The 18,788-nt window shown below is 41.3% G+C and carries 14 protein-coding genes; 3 read left to right on the forward strand and 11 right to left on the reverse strand.

Going from position 1 to position 18,788, the window contains the following annotated elements; genetic code table 11:
* The first annotated feature begins 50 nt into the window (after positions 1 to 50).
* Positions 51 to 641 (forward strand): cob(I)yrinic acid a,c-diamide adenosyltransferase, encoded by a 591-nt coding sequence (locus ACTQ5J_RS06220; protein ID WP_441751526.1) that lies wholly within the window; start codon positions 51 to 53, stop codon positions 639 to 641.
* Positions 642 to 813: 172 nt separating this feature from the next.
* Here the strand turns inward: ACTQ5J_RS06220 and ACTQ5J_RS06225 are convergent, their stop codons facing one another.
* The 5 genes from ACTQ5J_RS06225 to ACTQ5J_RS06245 form a co-directional block, all read right to left on the reverse strand.
* Entirely contained in the window at positions 814 to 2,841 is a 2,028-nt protein-coding gene (locus ACTQ5J_RS06225) for a beta-galactosidase (protein WP_441751528.1), read from the reverse strand.
* Positions 2,842 to 2,854: 13 nt separating this feature from the next.
* Positions 2,855 to 5,158 carry an alpha-xylosidase gene (gene yicI / locus ACTQ5J_RS06230; RefSeq protein WP_441751530.1) on the reverse strand — a complete coding sequence of 768 codons (2,304 nt, stop codon included), beginning with the start codon at positions 5,156 to 5,158 and terminating at the stop codon, positions 2,855 to 2,857.
* A 107-nt stretch (positions 5,159 to 5,265) separates the two neighbouring features.
* Positions 5,266 to 6,738 carry a glycoside hydrolase family 1 protein gene (locus ACTQ5J_RS06235; RefSeq protein WP_441751532.1) on the reverse strand — a complete coding sequence of 491 codons (1,473 nt, stop codon included), beginning with the start codon at positions 6,736 to 6,738 and terminating at the stop codon, positions 5,266 to 5,268.
* Entirely contained in the window at positions 6,739 to 7,644 is a 906-nt protein-coding gene (locus ACTQ5J_RS06240) for an ROK family protein (protein WP_441751534.1), read from the reverse strand.
* Positions 7,645 to 7,659: 15 nt separating this feature from the next.
* Positions 7,660 to 9,153, reverse strand: coding sequence for a glycoside hydrolase family 43 protein (locus ACTQ5J_RS06245; protein ID WP_441751536.1), 1,494 nt, complete (start codon positions 9,151 to 9,153; stop codon positions 7,660 to 7,662).
* A 216-nt stretch (positions 9,154 to 9,369) separates the two neighbouring features.
* On the opposite strand from ACTQ5J_RS06245, the gene ACTQ5J_RS06250 reads away from it, so the two are divergent.
* A complete protein-coding gene (locus ACTQ5J_RS06250) occupies positions 9,370 to 9,567 on the forward strand; it encodes a hypothetical protein (protein WP_441751538.1) in 198 nt (65 codons plus the stop codon).
* Positions 9,568 to 9,915: 348 nt separating this feature from the next.
* Positions 9,916 to 10,914: a LacI family DNA-binding transcriptional regulator gene (locus ACTQ5J_RS06255; protein WP_441751540.1), complete on the forward strand. Its 999-nt coding sequence runs from the start codon at positions 9,916 to 9,918 to the stop codon at positions 10,912 to 10,914.
* Positions 10,915 to 11,068: 154 nt separating this feature from the next.
* Here ACTQ5J_RS06255 and ACTQ5J_RS06260 read toward each other — a convergent pair whose 3' ends face one another.
* The 6 genes from ACTQ5J_RS06260 to ACTQ5J_RS06285 all read right to left on the reverse strand — a co-directional run bounded on the left by ACTQ5J_RS06260 (position 11,069) and on the right by ACTQ5J_RS06285 (position 18,409).
* Positions 11,069 to 12,256 carry an NADH-dependent flavin oxidoreductase gene (locus ACTQ5J_RS06260; RefSeq protein ID WP_441751542.1) on the reverse strand — a complete coding sequence of 396 codons (1,188 nt, stop codon included), beginning with the start codon at positions 12,254 to 12,256 and terminating at the stop codon, positions 11,069 to 11,071.
* A 107-nt stretch (positions 12,257 to 12,363) separates the two neighbouring features.
* Positions 12,364 to 12,666: an ArsR/SmtB family transcription factor gene (locus ACTQ5J_RS06265; RefSeq protein WP_441751544.1), complete on the reverse strand. Its 303-nt coding sequence runs from the start codon at positions 12,664 to 12,666 to the stop codon at positions 12,364 to 12,366.
* Between the two features lie 316 nt (positions 12,667 to 12,982).
* Positions 12,983 to 15,007, reverse strand: coding sequence for a beta-galactosidase (locus ACTQ5J_RS06270; protein WP_441751546.1), 2,025 nt, complete (start codon positions 15,005 to 15,007; stop codon positions 12,983 to 12,985).
* A gap of 8 nt (positions 15,008 to 15,015) precedes the next feature.
* The gene (locus tag ACTQ5J_RS06275; protein WP_441751548.1) at positions 15,016 to 15,879 is read right to left on the reverse strand and encodes a sugar ABC transporter permease; all 864 of its coding nucleotides are present in this window, start codon (positions 15,877 to 15,879) and stop codon (positions 15,016 to 15,018) included.
* On the reverse strand, positions 15,879 to 17,141 hold the full coding sequence (locus ACTQ5J_RS06280; RefSeq protein WP_441751550.1) for an ABC transporter permease subunit: 1,263 nt from the start codon (positions 17,139 to 17,141) through the stop codon (positions 15,879 to 15,881). The genes ACTQ5J_RS06275 and ACTQ5J_RS06280 overlap by 1 nt, the downstream gene beginning before the upstream one ends.
* Positions 17,142 to 17,170: 29 nt before the next feature.
* Positions 17,171 to 18,409, reverse strand: coding sequence for an extracellular solute-binding protein (locus ACTQ5J_RS06285; RefSeq protein WP_441751552.1), 1,239 nt, complete (start codon positions 18,407 to 18,409; stop codon positions 17,171 to 17,173).
* Positions 18,410 to 18,788 lie beyond the last annotated feature (379 nt).

Consider the following 18,788-nt stretch of genomic DNA (forward strand, 5'->3'; position numbering starts at 1 on the left):
CTTTTCAAAGTGGTCTAGCTTTTTTTATAGCAAAGCAAGGAGGAAGAATGATGCAACTTTACACACGAACGGGTGATCATGGAACGACCCGAATTATTGGCGGAAAATCTGTCCATAAAAACAGTGCGCAAGTCGAAGCCTATGGGACGGTCGACGAATTGAACAGTATTCTCGGCATGGTGGCTGCTCACGGCGATCTGTGGCCGGAGCTGCAGACTGAAATTATGGCGATCCAACAATATCTGTTTGACTGCGGCAATGATTTGGCGACGCCTGGAGCTTCTGAGCGCTACCCTTTTCGCATGACGAGTGAGCACGTGACTTGGCTCGAAAGTCGCATTGATGCTTACAGCGACATCCCACCGGTTATCGAATCATTCATTTTGCCCGGCGGAAGTTCGCTGGCGGCCCTGATTCATTTGGCCCGCACTGTCACTCGACGCGCTGAGCGTTGCACCGTGACGCTGCAGCAAAAGCAGGCCATCAACCCTGCCTGCCAGAAATTTCTCAACCGCCTCTCGGATTACTTTTTCGCCCTGGCCCGCCTGGCCAACCACCGCCTCGGCGTCAAGGACGTTTTATACGAGCGCAGCGGCAAAGTCTTCCATAATGACTTAACCAAAGACCAAATTCCTAAGTAAGCCACAGGCAAAATAGTCCGCTAGCTTTCGCGTTTCCTTTGCTTGGCCACCATTAAAAAGACAGAAAGACCACAAAATACCCGCTACAGCTTCCTTGGGGAGAAAGCTGTAGCGGGTATTTGCTGTGTGTGTGTATTCGCAAAAATATTTAGTGGCCTAATGAGACCGGGAATTACTTGTCTTTGACAGCGATTTTTACATCGAAGCCTTTTAATTCTAAATCGTTTGTTAACTGTTCGCCTGTCAATAGGTCTGTGTAACCTTCATAGGCTAAGTTTGTGCTGATGGCTGTGTCATTGTGATTCATGATAAAGACAAACTCTGTGCCATCTTTGCGGCGAGCCGTCACTTCAACACCTTCTGGTACATCTTCTAATGTCGCAATGTTTTGGTCATTTAATAATAATTGAACGACGTGTGCCGTTAAATCGTCATCTGCCTGGGTGCCGATATAGTAGGCAGTCCCTTTACCAAAATGATGTTTTGTAACTGCTGGCATGCCGGCATACCAATTGCTATCATAGTTCGCTAGACTTTCAGCACCTTCAAGGTGAATCAGGTCGCTGACGAGGCTACCTTTGTAGTCGGCTGACTGGATCGCGTCAGAGGCACTCGTAATCGCATTGGCTGCATTAGGTGCTAACGCATCAATTTCTTCTACCCATAGGCCAAGCAATTTTCGTAGCGGTCCTGGGTAGCCACCTAAGTGCACGTTGTCGCTTTGATCAACGATTCCACTCATGAATGTTGTCAGGAAACTACCGCCTGCTTCAACAAATTTTTCTAATTTTTCAGCAACGCCTTCTTTGACCATGTATAAAACCGGCGCTAGAATCACGTCATAGTTAGAGAAGTCTGAATCCATATGGAGGATGTCGACTTGGACTTGTTTTTTATACAAGGCGTTATAGTAGTGTTGGACTTGATTAACATAGTATAAGTCAACGTTGGGTCCACTGGTAAATTCAAATGCCCAGTAGTTATCCCAGTCGAATAAAATACCGACTTTAGAGTCTGAACGCGCACCGATTAATTGGTCGCCTAAAGCTTCCAATTCCTGCCCTAATTGAGCCACTTCACGAAAGACTCGTGTGTCTTCATGACCAACGTGTTCAATGACAGCACCGTGGAATTTCTCACAGCCACCTTTTGAACGACGCAGTTGGAAGTATTGAACCGAATCGGCACCATGGGCAATCGTATGGTAACTTTGCACACGCATACGGCCAGGGGCTTTCAGCGAGTTATAAGGTTGCCAGTTTTGTTGACTAGGTGTTTGTTCCATTAACATAAAGCTTTGGCCGTCTTTAACACCACGCATCAAATCATGCATCATCGACACATGCGCCCAGTCTGGTTCATAGCTTGGGTAACTATCCCAAGATACAATGTCCATTTCTTTCGCCCATTTGAAATAATCTAAGCCTTTATAAGCGCCCATCATGTTCGTCGTGACAGGTGTTTCTTTGTCATAGCGACGGATGGCTTCACGTTCCATAATAAAGTTATTGAGTAAACTATCGGATTGGAAGCGTTTATAGTCAACCGCAAGCCCCGCAAAGGCAGTCATGGTATCACTAATGCCGTCACCTAAATAGTTCGGTGGCACGATGTCGTCAAAGTCGTATAAGGTATGACTCCAGAAATCCATGTTCCAAGCTTCATTGACTGCTTCAATTGTCTCGTATTTTTCCTGTAACCAGACACGGAACTCTTTGGCACAGTTATCACAGTAACATTCTGTATTGTATTCGTTGGAGATGTGCCACACTTTAAGGTGTGGGCTATCGCCGTAACGTTCAGCAATTTTGGAGACTAAACGCTCCGCATATTTCTGAAAGGTTGGACTGTTCGGGCAATGATTGTGACGATGACCATACTTATGCTCGCGCCCATAGAAATCGGTCCGGTTCACATCTGGATATTTACGGGACATCCAAGCAGGCATAGCTGCTGTGGATGTACCTAAGACAATATCATAATTCTCTTTTTCAAGCATTGCCATTATGTCATCTAACTCTGAAAAGTCATACACTGCTTCAGAAGGTTGTAATTTCGCCCAAGAAAAGACGTTTACAGTCGCTGAATTAATATGCGCTTTTTTAAACATGCGCATATCTTCATCCCAAACCTCACGCGGCCATTGGCCCGGATTATAATCTCCACCAAAAATCATTCGATCAAAAAGTTGTTTTGTCATGCCTGCCTCCCAATTAATTTAATGTGATGCTGACGTTTGTTGCTAGGTCACTGATTAATACGCCTAGGTCGTGTGCTTGCGCGTCAACACCTGAAACATCTGAAATATTACGCAACAAGACATTGAAGTTTGTTAAGCCTGGTGCATCAATCGTCAAGGTATTGTCTTGGCGACTTGCTTTAACTTCGGATATTAAGTCCCCATCTTTTGTATAGATCGCCGTTTGTGCTTGCGCACCTTCTGCTAATTCAAAGACATGTAAGGTAACGCCATCGGCATAGTCATATTCGGCTTGGTTGTCCACATTACCTTCAGCTAATAGGGTATTCGGCTTAACAAGTAGTGGTAAGGTCATGTAGTCATATGTTTGGTCATAGAATCTTTGCCCTTCATACACTTCATTTGTTAAGTAATTTGTCCATTTGCCCTCAGGTACGTAGAAATCAACGTGACCTTCTTCGTTGAAGATCGGTGCGACTAATAACTCTTCACCTAGCATGTATTGACGGTCGAGTGTGTGTGTGGCTAAGTCTTCTGGGAATTCCAAGACCATCGAACGCATCATTGGCACACCTGTTTCATGCGTGTAAGTCGACTCTTTAATAAGATACGGCATGAGACTTAATTTTAATTTAGTAAATTTACGCGCGACATCAACTGCCTCATCCCCATATAACCATGGCACTTTATAATCCCAGCTACCGTGGTAACGGCTGTGAGAGGATAGTAAACCAAACTGTGTCCAACGTTTATATAAATCCGGTGTACAGCCTGATTCGAAGCCACCAATATCATGACTCCAGTAACCAAAGCCACTCATCCCGAAGGATAAACCGGCTCGTAATGATTCAGCCATTGAAGGGTAATCCGACGTACTGTCACCACCCCAGTGAACAGGGAATTTTTGACCACCGACTGTGGCTGAACGAGCGAATAAGACGGCTTCTTTTTCACCACGTCGTTCAACTAATAAATCAAAGACAATTTGGTTATATAATTGCGTATAGTAGTTGTGCATACGGTGTGGATCTGAGCCATCGTGATAGACACAGTCTACTGGAATTCGCTCACCGAAGTCGGTCTTAAAGCTATCCACGCCCATATCTATTAAAGCACTCAACTTGTCACGGTACCATTTGACAGCTGCTGGGTTTGTAAAGTCGACAACTGCCAGACCTGCTTGCCATTTATCCCATTGCCAAACATCGCCATTGGCACGTTTAATAAAGTAACCATGCTCCATGCCCTCTTCGAACATCGGTGATTTTTGACCTACATAAGGGTTGATCCAGACACAAATTTTCAGCCCTTTGTCTTTCAAGCGAGCTAACATTTTTTCTGGGTCTGGGAAGGTACGTTCGTCCCACGTAAAGTTACTCCACTCAAATTCTTCCATCCACAAACAGTCAAAGTGGAAGACTTCTAAGGGAATATCACGCTCGCTCATGCCATCCACAAATTGTGTGACCGTCGCTTCATCATAGTCCGTTAGGAAAGATGTACTTAACCATAAGCCGTATGACCAAGCTGGTGGGAAAGCTGGTTTACCTGTAAAGGATGTATAATGTTGTAAAACTTCTTTTAAGTCGTCCCCCGCAATGATGTAATACTGCATCGTTTCGCCTGGCACGCTGAATTGAACTTTCGATACTTTCTCACTGGCTACTTCAAAACTCACTTTATCCGGCGAGTCAACGAACACACCATAACCACGGTTACTAATATAGAAGGGAATGTTTTTATAAGCTTGTTCCGTGCCTGTTCCACCATCTTCGTTCCAAATATCAACTGTTTGACCATTTTTTACGAAGGGTGAAAAGCGCTCGCCCAAGCCATAAATTAATTCTCCAACACCAATCTCTAATTGGTCACTAATATGTGCTTGTTGCTTATCATCGATCACATAAGCTTGGCCGCGAGGTTTACTTTCAGTTAATAACTTGCCTTTATATAAGAACTTTAAGTTGAAACCTTCACCTTTACTTGCTTCAAGTGATAAATCACCATTCGAAAAGACATAAGCCTCGTCAGTTTCTGAAATTTCAGCCTCTACTAAATCCTTATACAATTCGAAATCTGGTCCATGATTGATCGCACCTTTATGATGATAGGCTTTGACGCCAATAATATTTGGACGTGGTGCTGTCACTTCAATTGTCATCATACCACCATCTAAGGACATGCCTTTATGGCTCGTATATTTGAAAGGTGCATATAAAATTAGCGTCTCTTCCGTTGAACGCGTCGTATAAACATGGGCTGGAAAGCTCACTTCATAGCCGTCTTTAAATAACCATCCACCATTTGAATACTTCATTTAATTCCCTCTTTCTTTCGGTTTAATTTTTTTCTTTATTTGTTGTTGAAATTTGTTGGTTGTGCTTTATTAGTTGAGATTTATTGTTGGGATTTGCTGATTGAGATTTATTGATTGAGATTTGCGCCGTTCGTGGCAATCAAGTCTTGATACCAATAGAAACTCTTCTTAGGTATCCGCGCTAAATCTTTTTCACTGGCTTCATCTCGATTAACGTACACAAAGCCGTAACGTTTCTTATAGCCGTTCAACCAGCTTAATAAATCGGTGAATGACCACGCACAGTAACCGATCATCTCTACACCATCTGTCATTGCTTTTTGAACTTCCAAAATATGCGCTTTTAAATACTCAATACGGCCATCGTCTTGAATCGAACCATCTTCTTCTAACACATCAATGGCCCCTAAGCCATTTTCAGTAACAAAAATAGGCAAGTCATATTCTGCATAGACTTCTCGCAGAGCCACTCTAAAGCCAACAGGATCAATCTCCCAACCCCAGTCAGTTGTTTTCAAATGTGGATTAGACACGGCTTCAAACATTGGGACTTCAGGTGACTGTGCTTGTTCTTCTTTGGGTTGCATTAAGTAAGGATCAATGGCAGAGAACTCTTTCTTCACTACATCCGTCTCGCTCGTATTCTCGATGCGGTTTTCACGAACAGTACCGCCGTGATAGTAGTTAATCCCTAAGAAATCTGGCTTGGCACTCGTTAATAAGTCGTGATCGGCGGCTGTCACTTCTGGTGCAATCCCTAAACGACTCAATTGTTTATACATAAATTTAGGATAGGTTCCTTTACAATAAACATCCATCCACCAACGATTATTGGCTTCATGACTGTTGACTGCTGCCAGAATATTCTCTGGACGAGCATTCAAAGCGTAAGTCGGACCATAGCCAAAACTTGGGCCAATCTTTCCTTGCGGTACTAAGTCATGAAACAGCTGAATAGCTGCCGCATTCGCTAAATTAATGACATGATTGGCTTGATACATCCGTTTTAAATCTGACACATTTGGTGGATGACTTTCCCAACGATATCCCATCGCTGTAAAGACATTTTGTTCATTAAAGGTTACCCAGTACTTCACTTTATCGCCTAATGCTTCAAACAAAATCCGGCAATATTCTTTAAAGGCCGGTATCAATTCACGCGACTCCCAACCGCCATATTTATCCTGCAGGGCTTGTGGCAAGTCCCAGTGATAAAGGGTCAGCACAGGTTCAACGCCGTGTTGAATGAGTTCATCTACTAAGTCAATATAAAATTGCAAGCCAGCTGGATTAACAGGCCCTTCACCATCTGGAACGACACGTGACCAAGCCACTGAAAAACGGTAAGCTTTTAGCCCCATCTCTGCCATCAAGGCGACATCCTCTTTGTAACGGTGATAATGATCAACCGCTACATCACCATTGGTTCCAATAAAGGTTTTGCCTGGAATTTTTGAAAAACTATCCCAGATAGAAGGCCCTTTACCGTCTGTATCAAAGGCGCCCTCCACTTGGTAGGCTGCCGATGCAGCCCCCCAGAGAAAATCTTTTGGAAATTCATCTAGCTTATCGTAAAACATTTAATGCTCCTCTCTTAATTCCACTGTTTGTTTAATCAGACCTAGCGCACCGCGCAAGCCTGCTTCGTTATAATATTTACAAGCCAATAGCTGACAACGCATGTCCTCCCAGTTTGGGTCTTTATTTAATTGCGCTTCAATGGCAGGAAGCAAATCTGGATTAGCGCTAATGCCACCACCTAATAAAATCTTCTCTGGATTAAAGAAAGTCGATGCATTAAAAATAACGGCGGCCAAATAAGCGAGCCATTGATCAAAGACTTCCTTGACCGCAGCATTCATTGCCATTTCTGACAAAATATCTCTGGCGTCCACATAGACACTCTCGTCTAATTGCTTGTGTTCTTTATAGGCTTTCACTAGCGCACTTGTGGCAGCTAATTCGTGGGTTGTGGTGTAAGGATTCTTCGAGACATCGATATGCATCTGCCCAAACTCACCAGCCCTAAAGGTATTCCCCCGGTAAAGTTGACCATTTAAAACAATCGCCCCTCCAATACCAGTGCCAATCGTAATTAACAAAAAATTCTCCAGACCAACCGCATGACCACTCATTTGTTCTGCTAAAGCAGCACAATTTGCATCATTTTCAATCGCCATTGGATAAGTTTTATCCAGACCAGCTTGAATCCCGGCAAGAATATCTTCATCATACAGTTCATATAAAGCCCCAGCCGTTAAAGCATGCCCCCTTTTAGGATCAATAAAACCTGGCATACTCAGCCCAATCCCGGCAATCGTATAAGTTTCCTCATACAGTTTAATTTGTTCAACAAGCCTTTGATAAAAATAGTCCTTTGAACTTAGCGGCGTTTGGTAGTCGCCACTTGCTTGTAATTGCCCGTCTATACTATAGACAGCGTGCTTAATGAGTGTTCCTCCAATATCAAAGCATACATAAACCATGCTTAACCCCTCCAACTACTGATAAGTAAACCACTCGACTGTGACAGGTGTTTGACTCTGCTGACCATTCCCACTAGCATAAAGAGCTAGGAAGTTGCCAGTAAAGGCACCACCGACTTCAGTCGTTAGATATTTCACCTCTGCTTGACCTAATTGCGTCAAGTTATCTAAATCTGTTCCGTAAGCCATATGATAATCTTTCGGTGTCCCACTAATTTGTAGAATAATCGACTCACCCGTGTAAGCAGTTTGTGCTTGAACTCCGCTTAGTGGACCAATTTGTAAATTAGAGAAGACGACATTGCCTGTCTCAAGTCGTTTAACCGCAATGTTGTAATGATGCTTAGCATTCATAAAAATAGTCATACCCACTTCTTGATTCAATTCAAGTTCTGGTAGCTTCAAACTTGCGGTTGCTGTAAAGGTAAACTCTTCTTGACGACGACCATACCAAGCCATTTCTTTTTGGCTCGCTAGGTTAGCTTCATTGCCTAATAATTCTAACTGCCCATCTTGAGCCACTTTGATCAGCTCGTCATTTTTACTAAATAAATAAGTCCAATTTAAATCATTAAAACTCGCCGGACGTACTTCAGTCTTATTCTCGCGTGGAGCAGGTAATTGAGCTTCGATTTCTGTCTCCAATGTCCCATTCTTTCCAAAGACTGGCCATTGGCCTTCTTCCCATGTGACAGGTGTTAAGGACACCTCGCGTCCCAAGTTATGTCGCACTGGGAAAGCCGGTAAGGAACGGATGCCTAAGCAGACTGACCACCAAGCACCGTGTTGATCTTGGAATAGATCTGCATGTCCTACTGCTCGAATCTCATTGGCTAGTGAGCGGTTGGTTAAGACCGGATTGTGTGCGTATGACTCATAGGGTCCGGTTAAGTGACGACTGCGGGCCATAGTAATCATATGTTCATAAGTCGTGCCACCTTCAGCCAGTAGTAAGTAGTAGTAGCCATCTTTTTTGTAAATATGAGGTCCTTCTGGATCACGGCCACCTGAACCGGTCCAAATATTCACACGTGGACCTGTTTGTCCAGTTTCTAAATCAAGTTCACACACATAGATTTCTTCGTGGGTCCCATTATAATAAACGGTCCCATCATCATCTATAAATAAAGACGGATCAATGCCTGGCACATCTAACCAAATTGGATCTGACCACTCGCCATGAATATCGTCCGTCCATAAAAGGAAGTTCCCTGACTCATAATCACGCGTCGACACATTCGTACACAATAAGTAAAATCTACCCTTATGGTGTCGTAAGGTTGGTGCATACAGCCCTAGGGCATTGGGCATCTCATTCGATAAGGTTAACTGATCTGGACGACTGATGCCGTGGCCAATCAGTTCCCAATCTACTAGATTGCGACTATGGAAAATGGGGATACCTGGAAAATATTCAAACGTACTGGTCGCAAGATAAAAATCCTCGCCCACTCTACAAATACTTGGATCCGGATTAAAACCACGGATTACTGGGTTTTCATACTTCATATCTAAGGCTCCTCTTCATCATTAACTCTCTTCAATTTCTCTAAATGAGCAGTTAAACTGTTTGTTCTTCCGACATGACACTTCACTATAAGTCTATTTGATACCGCTTTCAGTTTGAACGTCTAAATTAGACTTCTTACCCTAAAAATTAGCTATTTAGTCTTTTGGGTGAATGAATGATGGGATAGGAAAATAGTTGGTGGTGGAGGGATTGGGATGATGGGTTGGGAGTGTGTGATTGGTAGTAAAATGAAAGGTGCAGTTTGGGGGGCTAGCTTTTTAAATAGTGCTTTGGAGGTGAAGGTGGCTGGTGCTTGGGTGGGTGTCAGGAGACCAATTTTCGTGATATTCTCTGAAAATCTTCATATTTCGCCAAAATTCAATTCTAATGTGTCGACTCGAGGTTTGAGTTAACACGTTAAAACTTAAAAATTTTCTGCCGAAGCCTCCACGTGAAATTTCAGTAACAAATTTTTCATATTTTATACCTAGTGTCCTTAGTTATTTAAACTTGAAGACACTATTGGCCTCCAACAACTACTCTTTAATAAAATTTGCCCCACCCCCTCAAGAAAGCATTATGATCACGCCAATCCTTCCCCACTTACAAAAATATATCAGCCAATCATAAGACTCTAATCACAGCATCTTCATTTTTTCCTATTCTTTCTCCCCTCCCTATTCTTCCATACTCTTGCTCTATGTTATACTATGGGATAGAAAGCTTTTTTTTAAGATATTCAACTAAAAGTAGGTGATACAATGGTAACGCTAAATGATATTGCAAAGGCTTCCGGCTATTCTCCAGCTACTATCTCTCGCTTGTTTAAAAACGATCCGACCCTGTCCATTCGGCCACAATCTAAAAAGATTATTTTTGATACTGCGATGCAGCTCGGCTACCCACTTGAAAAGATAAATTTTGCATTCGATAGAGTACTACTCCTATATTGGATTTCTGAAAATGAGGAACTTCAAGATGAATATTTTCTAGAAATGCATCAGCAACTGGATCAATTTGCTCGAAACAAGCATTTCTCACTGACCATTCTACGAAAAGGAAAATTAGATCCACATTACTTAAGAACATATGATGCTTTTATTGCGGTAGGTTCCTTCAGCATGCTTGACCTTGAAATACTAGAGAAAAACTTCGAATACGGCGTCTTTGTTGAAGCACAACACTTTCAGAATAAATTCGATACAGTCAATCCTGACCTGGAATATATCACCAAGAAAGCGATTCGTTTGTTCCTTGATAAAGGTTATCGTAAGATTGGTTTTATCGGTGGATCGTATTTCTCACCCGATCACTCGGTAGAATCTCGCGATATTAGAGAGAGTTATTTTCGTCATTATTTAAATTCTTATAACTTATTACAAGAGAAATATATTTTTTCAGGCGGGAAATTCTCTATCGAGAGTGGGAGAAAATTAGCCCATGAGATGCTGCAATCTTTAGAGAAGGATACATTGCCCGAAGCCATCCTAATCGCTTCGGACACCATTGCGCTCGGAGTGCTACAGATTTTGGAACAACATCCTATAAAAATTCCAGAAGATTTAGAGATAATCAGCATTAATAATAAGGCCCCTTCTCAAGATAACCTGCTAACTTTGGCGAGTTTTGCAATAGATATTCCAGAAATCTCACGGACTGCGATTAATTTGCTATACGAACAACTAACGAGCCATAGAAAAATCAGCAAAAATGTCTTAATAGGCTCGATGCTATCCGAAGGTGATAGCTTCCAAGCCTAATCCACGCCGTGAACCATAGCAATTTACAATAAAAAGCCCAGACAGAGTTAGAACATAATCTAACTCTGCCTGGGTTTATTGTTTTCATTCAATGTGTCGATCATTACCAATGGTTTTCACAAAAAACTTAACATTCACCTATTTAACCAGTTATTTATAAAACCTCTCTAAACATATCGTAACGACCAGTATGCAGATGACGGATCGAGTCTCCTCCAGGTAATGGTGGTAGACCCAGAGAGTCATCACGACTGAATGCCTCTTTTAATCCCTCGGTCCACTGAACGTAATCAATATTTTCAGCCGTTAATTCATGGAAAATTTCATGCCCTCTACCTTCAACCACTTTCTTAGCAAACTGCGGATCAATTAACGTCCCACGTCCTACGACTACAATATCAGCTGACTTTTCTATAGCGTCACGTGCACTCTCTTCACTTAATACGCCACCCACCGCTAATAATTTAGTCTCGTCATCCAGTACTTCTTTAAACAGCTCTACGAAAGTTTTATCCGTTCCTTGAGGCGAAGAAGCATAGCCTCCATATAAGGACAAATGAATGTAATCTAATTCATTTTTTACAATTTCAGACACTAATTGAGTCGCTTCCTCATAAGTGTAGCCAACATTTGGCTCATGAATTTCTTCTGGACTTAGACGATAACCTACAATAAAATCGGCAGGTCCTTCTTCAGCAATGACTCTTTTCACTTCTTTCACTACTGCTAAGGGGAAAGCCATCCGTTTTTCTAAGCTGCCACCCCATTTGTCCTCACGAACATTGGAAAAAGATGAGAAAAATTGTTGCAGCAAATAGTGATTAGCACCGTGAATCTCGACACCATCAAAACCTGCTTGAATCGCACGTTTAGTTGCGCGACCAAAATCTGCGATAATCTCGTCAATCTCGTCCAAAGTTAATTCACGAACTGGATACTTTAAGAATGAAAAATCAATCCCACTCGGTGCAACAACATCTTCTCCACTAACCGCTCTACCTCTAGCTTCACGTCCGCCATGATGAATTTGTAAGATTGCTTTATTGCCATCTTTCTTTAAAGTCGCTGCCAATTTGGTTAAGCCTTCAAGATGGTCATCTGAATAAGCACCCAATTGTTCCGGATAACCAGGAACATAAGCTGGACCACCATTCTCACTCACATAATGAAACTCTGTTAACAACAAACCAGCCGCTTGAGAACGTGCTGAATAATAGCGCAGTGTATCGTCCGACACAAAGCCGCCGCGTCTTCCAGAATGCGACTGCATAGGGGCCATTGCGATTCGATTGGATAATTCTGCACCATGACGTAATGTCACTGTATCTGTAAGTTTTTTCATTGATTAAGCTCCTTTTCATTTATAAACGCACACAATTGTCACGCTGTCACATCGACAATCTTCGATGTACCCTGATAAAAATTTAGCACACTGTTGCAACAATGTGCCTACAACTCTTGGCCTATATAATCTTGTAACTTTGCTATCGTCTCTTCATTCCGACGATAATACGTCCACTTTCCGATTCGATTGACTATCAGCAAATCCGCCTGACTCATCATTGACAGGTAATGCGACGTCGTCGATTGTGTCAATCCTAATAAGCGTTGAATTTCACTGACACACACGCCAACTTCACGCATATCAACACCCGATTCATGGACAAAATAGTCCTCGGGATTTCTCAGCCAAAAGATTATTTGTAGACGGTTCTTATTTGCTAAAGCTTTAAAAATTTCGATCGTTTTCATAAGATTACCCGAATTCCTTCATATTATACTCATCCCCGTTGTAAATACCTTTTTCAAAAGATAAAGCAACTGTGCGACTAGCTCTTCATCCGACAACAACTTCTAACAAGCCACAAGGCCGACCATTACCTAAAAATGAAACCTGTTTGCTTATCCCTTCTTGTTTATATTTATACTTTCATTATATCTATCATCATCGATATGTCAATTTCAACGCCTTCATACAATCTCACCTTTAAGACACCGAATTCGTCCAATAAAAAAGAACTCTTACAAGGCAAATTATACCGCCTTGTAAGAGAATCTCTCAAACTTCTTATGTTTTACTGATTAATACCTTTACTTCAAAGGCTTGTAAATCAAGTGACGTCTCGACTTCTTGCCCTGTTGAAACATCCACCAAATTGGGAGACAATTCAACCGATTGAAGTTGATTAGAGAAATTCATGGCGAAATAATATACAGTACCATCAATTGCTTCGCGCGTTTGAACTGACACATCTTGCGATGTTTTAGTTGAACTGTTGCTCGAAATATTCAGTTGCTCCAACAAATCAGTATAAAACGTCGCTAAGAAATCATCACCTGTTCGTGCACCAATGTAATATGCTTGCCCGTCTCCATAATGATTCACTGAAACTGCAGCCTCACCTTGATAGAAATCACTGCCATAATAAGCCATCGCTTCGGCACTAGTCCTTTCAAAAACTATCGCATAATCATGGACTTGATAGGTAGCGTCACCTAAAAGCAGTTGATTGGTCTGACTCGGATAATAAACATCTGTTTCATTAATGATCACGCCTAATAAATCTTGTAGACCTGCTAGTGTTCCACCTTCGTATACTAAATCTGTCTCATTCGCCATGCCAGACAAGTATGTATATACTACCGTCCCACCCGATTTAACGAACGTCTGGATTTTCTCCAGTAAGTCCTCAGAGTGTAAATAAACCATTGGCATAATTAACAGCTTGTATCCTTCAAACGCATTATTCTTCGTAATCACATCAACATTCACATCTTGCTGCCAAAACGGACGGTAATGATCATGTAAAGTACGGTGATAATGCATACCTGTCTTTGAGAAGCCTTGAATATCTTGTAAGGCCCAGTCATTCTCCCAATCATAATAGATAGCTACTTCAGACTGTTTCATACTACCCACCAGGCCATCCAATTCAGCCATGCGTTGCCCTAGCGTCGCTACTTCTTGGTAAACTCGATTGCGTTCAGGTGGAACGTGCCCAATGACCGACCCATGGAATTTCTCCGAAGAACCTTTGGATGCACGCATTTGGAAATACAAAACACTATCCGAGCCATGCGCTAATAGTTGCATTGACGCCAATTGATGCATGCCTGGACGCTTAGGTCGATTGACATCATGCCAATTGACAAAGCTAGGGGATGATTCCATGATTAGAAATGGTTGCTCTTTTAAACTACGATATAAATCATTGATGAAGCCAACTTTTAACGCTAAGTTTGCCTCTGACTCCCAATCATTATGCCAAGCAGGATAACAGTCCCAAGTAACTACATCCACTACTTGAGAAAATTTGGAATAATCTAACGCTTGAAACGGAATCAGATGCTCCGTATCAGCCATAAAGTTAGTCGTAACTAGCACATCATCAGAATAACGTTGTAAGGCCGCTTTTTCATGTAAATAAAAATCAATCGTTTGATCCGTAACGAAACGACGCCAATCTAAATTGAGAGCATGGACGGCCATTTCTCCAACTTCTGTTGGTGAGTGAATCTGCTGCCAGTCCGTATAGGTGTGGCTCCAGAACGTATTCCAATACGCTTGATTCACAGCGTCGAGCGTACCATACTTCTCCTGCATCCAGTGTCGAAAAGCTGATTGACATTGCTCACAATGACATTCTCCTGAATATTCATTGGATAGATGCCACATCAATAAACTCTCTCGCTGACCATAGCGTTCCGCTAATTTTTCATTAACTATACGCACACGTTCCCGATAATTCACAGAAGTAAAGCAATGATTGTGTCGACCTCCAAAGAGATTCCTCTCTAAACGCGAATTCACTCGCAAGACATCCGGATATTTACTAGCTAACCAATTAGGGCGAGCACCGGAAGGTGTTCCTAAAATCACCTTTATCCCATTCTCTTCAGCCAAATCAAATACTTGATCTAGCCAAGCAAAGTTAAAGTGGTCTTCTTCAGGTTCTAATATAGACCAAGCAAACATTCCAACTGTGACTGTATTAATATTCGCTTGCTTAAAATAAGCAAAGTCCTCTTTAATTGTTTCAGGTTGTGTTTGCCACTGTTCTGGGAAATAATCTCCACCATGTAATAATTTCATTTGTCTTTCTATCCTTTCGTCCCACCTGCTGTTAGTCCTGATACAAAGTTTTCTTGGAATAACAGGAATATGATTACTACAGGCACACTAATCAAAATAGAGCCTGCCGCAAACTTAGTATAACTAGCTGTCATTGGATTGGTCACTAACTGATACAAGCCTAATGGTAATGTGTAACTTTCAACATTTCTTAATACAACCGATGATAAGGCAAAGTCCCCTAAGGGCCCGGTGAAACCATTTATAGCGACTACCGAAAGCATTGGTTTCGATAAAGGAAGCAGAATATTCATTAATATCCTCGTCGGACTAGCTCCATCGATTTTGGCACTTTCATCCAATGATAAAGGAATCGTATCAAAATAGCCTTTCATTAAATAAGTATTCATCGGAATCTGTCCGCCTACATAAATAAAAACTAAAAAGAGATGATTATTAATCAATCCAAGCATTTGTCCTAAAACAAATATGGCAATAAGTGCCGAAAATTGGGGAATCATCTGCAGTAGCATAAACAACATGAGGCTATTCTTGCGTCCCTTAAAACGAAACCGTGAAAAAGCATAAGCTGTAAACGTAACTGAGATGGTTGATAATACCATCGTTGATAAAGAAACAATAATCGAGTTTTTAAACCAATTCAGATACTGCAGCGTGCCTTCGTTCTGAAATAAAGCTTGATAGTGTTCTGTCGTCGGATTTTTAGGTATCATGCTCGTACTTATTAGACTATTACCCGGATTAAAACTAGCTCCAATCGTCCATAAAATTGGGTACAGAATAATGACAATAACGATCGAAATAAGCAGATAAGAGAAAAAGAGAGAACTATTAAATGGTTTTTTCCTACTATTTCTTACTCTACTTGTCATTATTGCACCTCCTTAAATGAGTTTGAACGTCTGAATTGCCATAAGGCAATGATAATCACAAAGATGGACAATAGAATGGTTAGTGCTGCAGCCAAGGCATATTGGCTATTCTGCATGGTCAGTTTATAAATCCAGGACACTAAGATATCTGTTCCGCCTGCATTCGACCCGAGCACCGCCGGCCCACCACCGTTGAATAGGTAAATAATATTGAAATTATTAAAATTAAACGTATATTGTGTAATGATAATCGGTGTCATTGAATAGAGAATAATTGGCAATGTAATCCGTCTAAACTGCTGCCAAGCGCTAGCGCCATCCATGACTGCTGCTTCATATAATTCTTCAGGTATTGACTGCAAAGTCCCAGTCGTCACCAAGAAAATATAAGGGAAACCGAGCCAAGTCTGAATTAACAACAAGGCGATTCTCGTCCAATTAGGATCTGTCAGCCAAGAAATTGGATCAATACCAACACTTGCTAAAATTTGATTATTGATTGCTCCAAAAGAATCATTGAATAATCCCCCAAAAATAAGGATTGTCACAAATCCTGGAACAGCCCAAGGTAACATAAAAATTGTGCGGATGAATTTCTTTGCTTTGACTCGTTTCTGGTTTACAATAACTGCCAATAAAATACCTACTGATACTTGTAATGTAGAAGCCGCTAACGTCCACACAACCGTCCAACCTAATACATTCACAAAAGTATTTCGCCAAATATCAACAGAAAAAATCTTGGCAAACGTCTCTAAACCAACCCAATCGGCCAAATTAGCCGGTGCAGAATGATATAAATCATAATTAGTAAAGGCTAGAGAGACTGTGAACAAAATAGGAAAAATAACTGAAAATAATAACACGAAGAAAGCTGGTCCTGTTAATAAGTAAGGATAGCCTTCGTTTAAAATCGCGTGGTAAGTACCACGAATTGAGTTTACCTCTTTGCCTTGGCTCAAGCGCTGACCATTGAGATAAGCATCTCGAATATTCAAGACATAGAAGATGACAGCAATGCCAGTAATAATTAAAGCAACTAAGCCTTCTGACAATAAAAAGATGGAGTTATCTCTGGGAACTTCCGTTCCCAGAGTAGCTAAACCCCAGATGCCAGTTTGGAAAAAGTCGCTAAAGACAAGCGCAAATGCTGTAAAGAGACTAAACATTATCAAGCCTTTTACATATTGCCGATTATAGAGTTGCCCTAAACCAGGGATCAAAGAGAGCACGGCACTGACAGGTGCTTTTGTGTCTTTCATTTACTTCCACCTCTTCCAATCTACCACTTTTACTGTAAAGCTTGATTCGTCATAATAATTTGTTGAACAGCAATATCTAAAGCTTCTTGAGCGCTTGATTGCCCATTCATCACGATTTGTAAAGCTGGGTCCATTGAGTTCCAAACTTCGTTCATTTCAACAATCCCTGGAACTAATTGGGCATGCTCAGATTGTAAGGCAATCGCTTCAGCTGCATCATTCTCAACGACACTTGGGTGGTCAGATAAAGCCAACACCGCTGGTGCTTCGAGTGTTTCTTCATAACGCACTAATGAATTTTCTTCATTGGTAATAAATAAAAGGAATTCTTCAGCTAACTCTGGATTCTTGCTATATGATGAAATGTTATAACTCTTGACGCCAGCCACAGATTGCATATGTTCACCATTTGGTAAGATTGGCAATTCTTTAACCCCAAAGTTTAAACCGGCAGAAGTGAATGGTTCTAGGTTCCATGGTCCTGATATTATAGCTTGAACACGACCTTCAACAAATAAGGCTTCCAGTACATTGATCCCTTGCTCACCGATGATACCATCTGGGAATAAGCCTTCTGTATAAAATTTAGACACGTAATTAACCGCTTCTACCGCTCCTTCATTATTTAAACCAATATCTTCTGGCAAATAATTACCATTCTCATCTTGGTTAAAAATGTAGCCACCATAACCGCCAATGACCCCCATCGTATTATATAAGGAATCAAATAAAGCTAAGAAGGCGAAGGACTCTGGCGTATTATTTTGTGACAGTTCATACCAACCTTCTAACGTGTCAGGCAAATCTTCTTCAGCAATCAAATCTTTATTATAGAATAATATTTGAGTCTCAACTGATTTAGGTAAGCCGTACAATTTACCATCAACTATTTGCGATTGAATTGAAGATTCAGTAAAACTAGCTTTGACATTGTCATCTGCATTGACTTCTTTTACTAAGCCTTCAACAACCGCTGTCCCAATTTGATCTGCTGGCATTGTGAAAACATCTGGTCCTGAACCTGCTGGCCCGTCTAAACGTAAATCCTCCAATTGCTGAGCATAGGTTTTTTCAATCACTAGAATATTCACGCCATGTTCTGCTTCAAACTGCTCGACTGCCGGTGTGATACCATTACTTTTATAAACATCTTCCCACACAACTAAATCATATTCCTCTTGTGCCTTTACTGGACTTACCGCAACGTTTGACAATAGACCTCCCAAAGCTAACATTGAACCTAACACTACTTTACCGAACTTCTTCATTTTTTCCTTCCTTTCTTTTACCACTGAATGTAATCGCTTTCTACATCCTTATCATAGCAAAAGAGTTTCCTCCTTTATCAAAAAACAGCTAGCTTTTTTATTTTTTAGTAAATTTATTTACTAAGCGCTTTCAACAAGCGCCATATCGCCGATCTAAAGACGTATTTCAAGGCAGCACAAAGAGCCATAAAACTCCACTTGATACGAGTTTAATGGCTATTCATTAAATTATTTTTTAAAAATAAACACAAGCAGTGGTATTAGAGTGAGCTCGGCTGATTATCAAATGCTTGCAGTCTTGTTTAGAATTAAGGCTTTCATGCAAACAAAACCAGATCAATGTCACTCAAGTGCTATGGACCATCCTACTTCCGTTTCA

It is taken from the genome of Fundicoccus sp. Sow4_F4, from assembly GCF_052116145.1.
GTDB lineage: Bacteria > Bacillota > Bacilli > Lactobacillales > Aerococcaceae > Fundicoccus.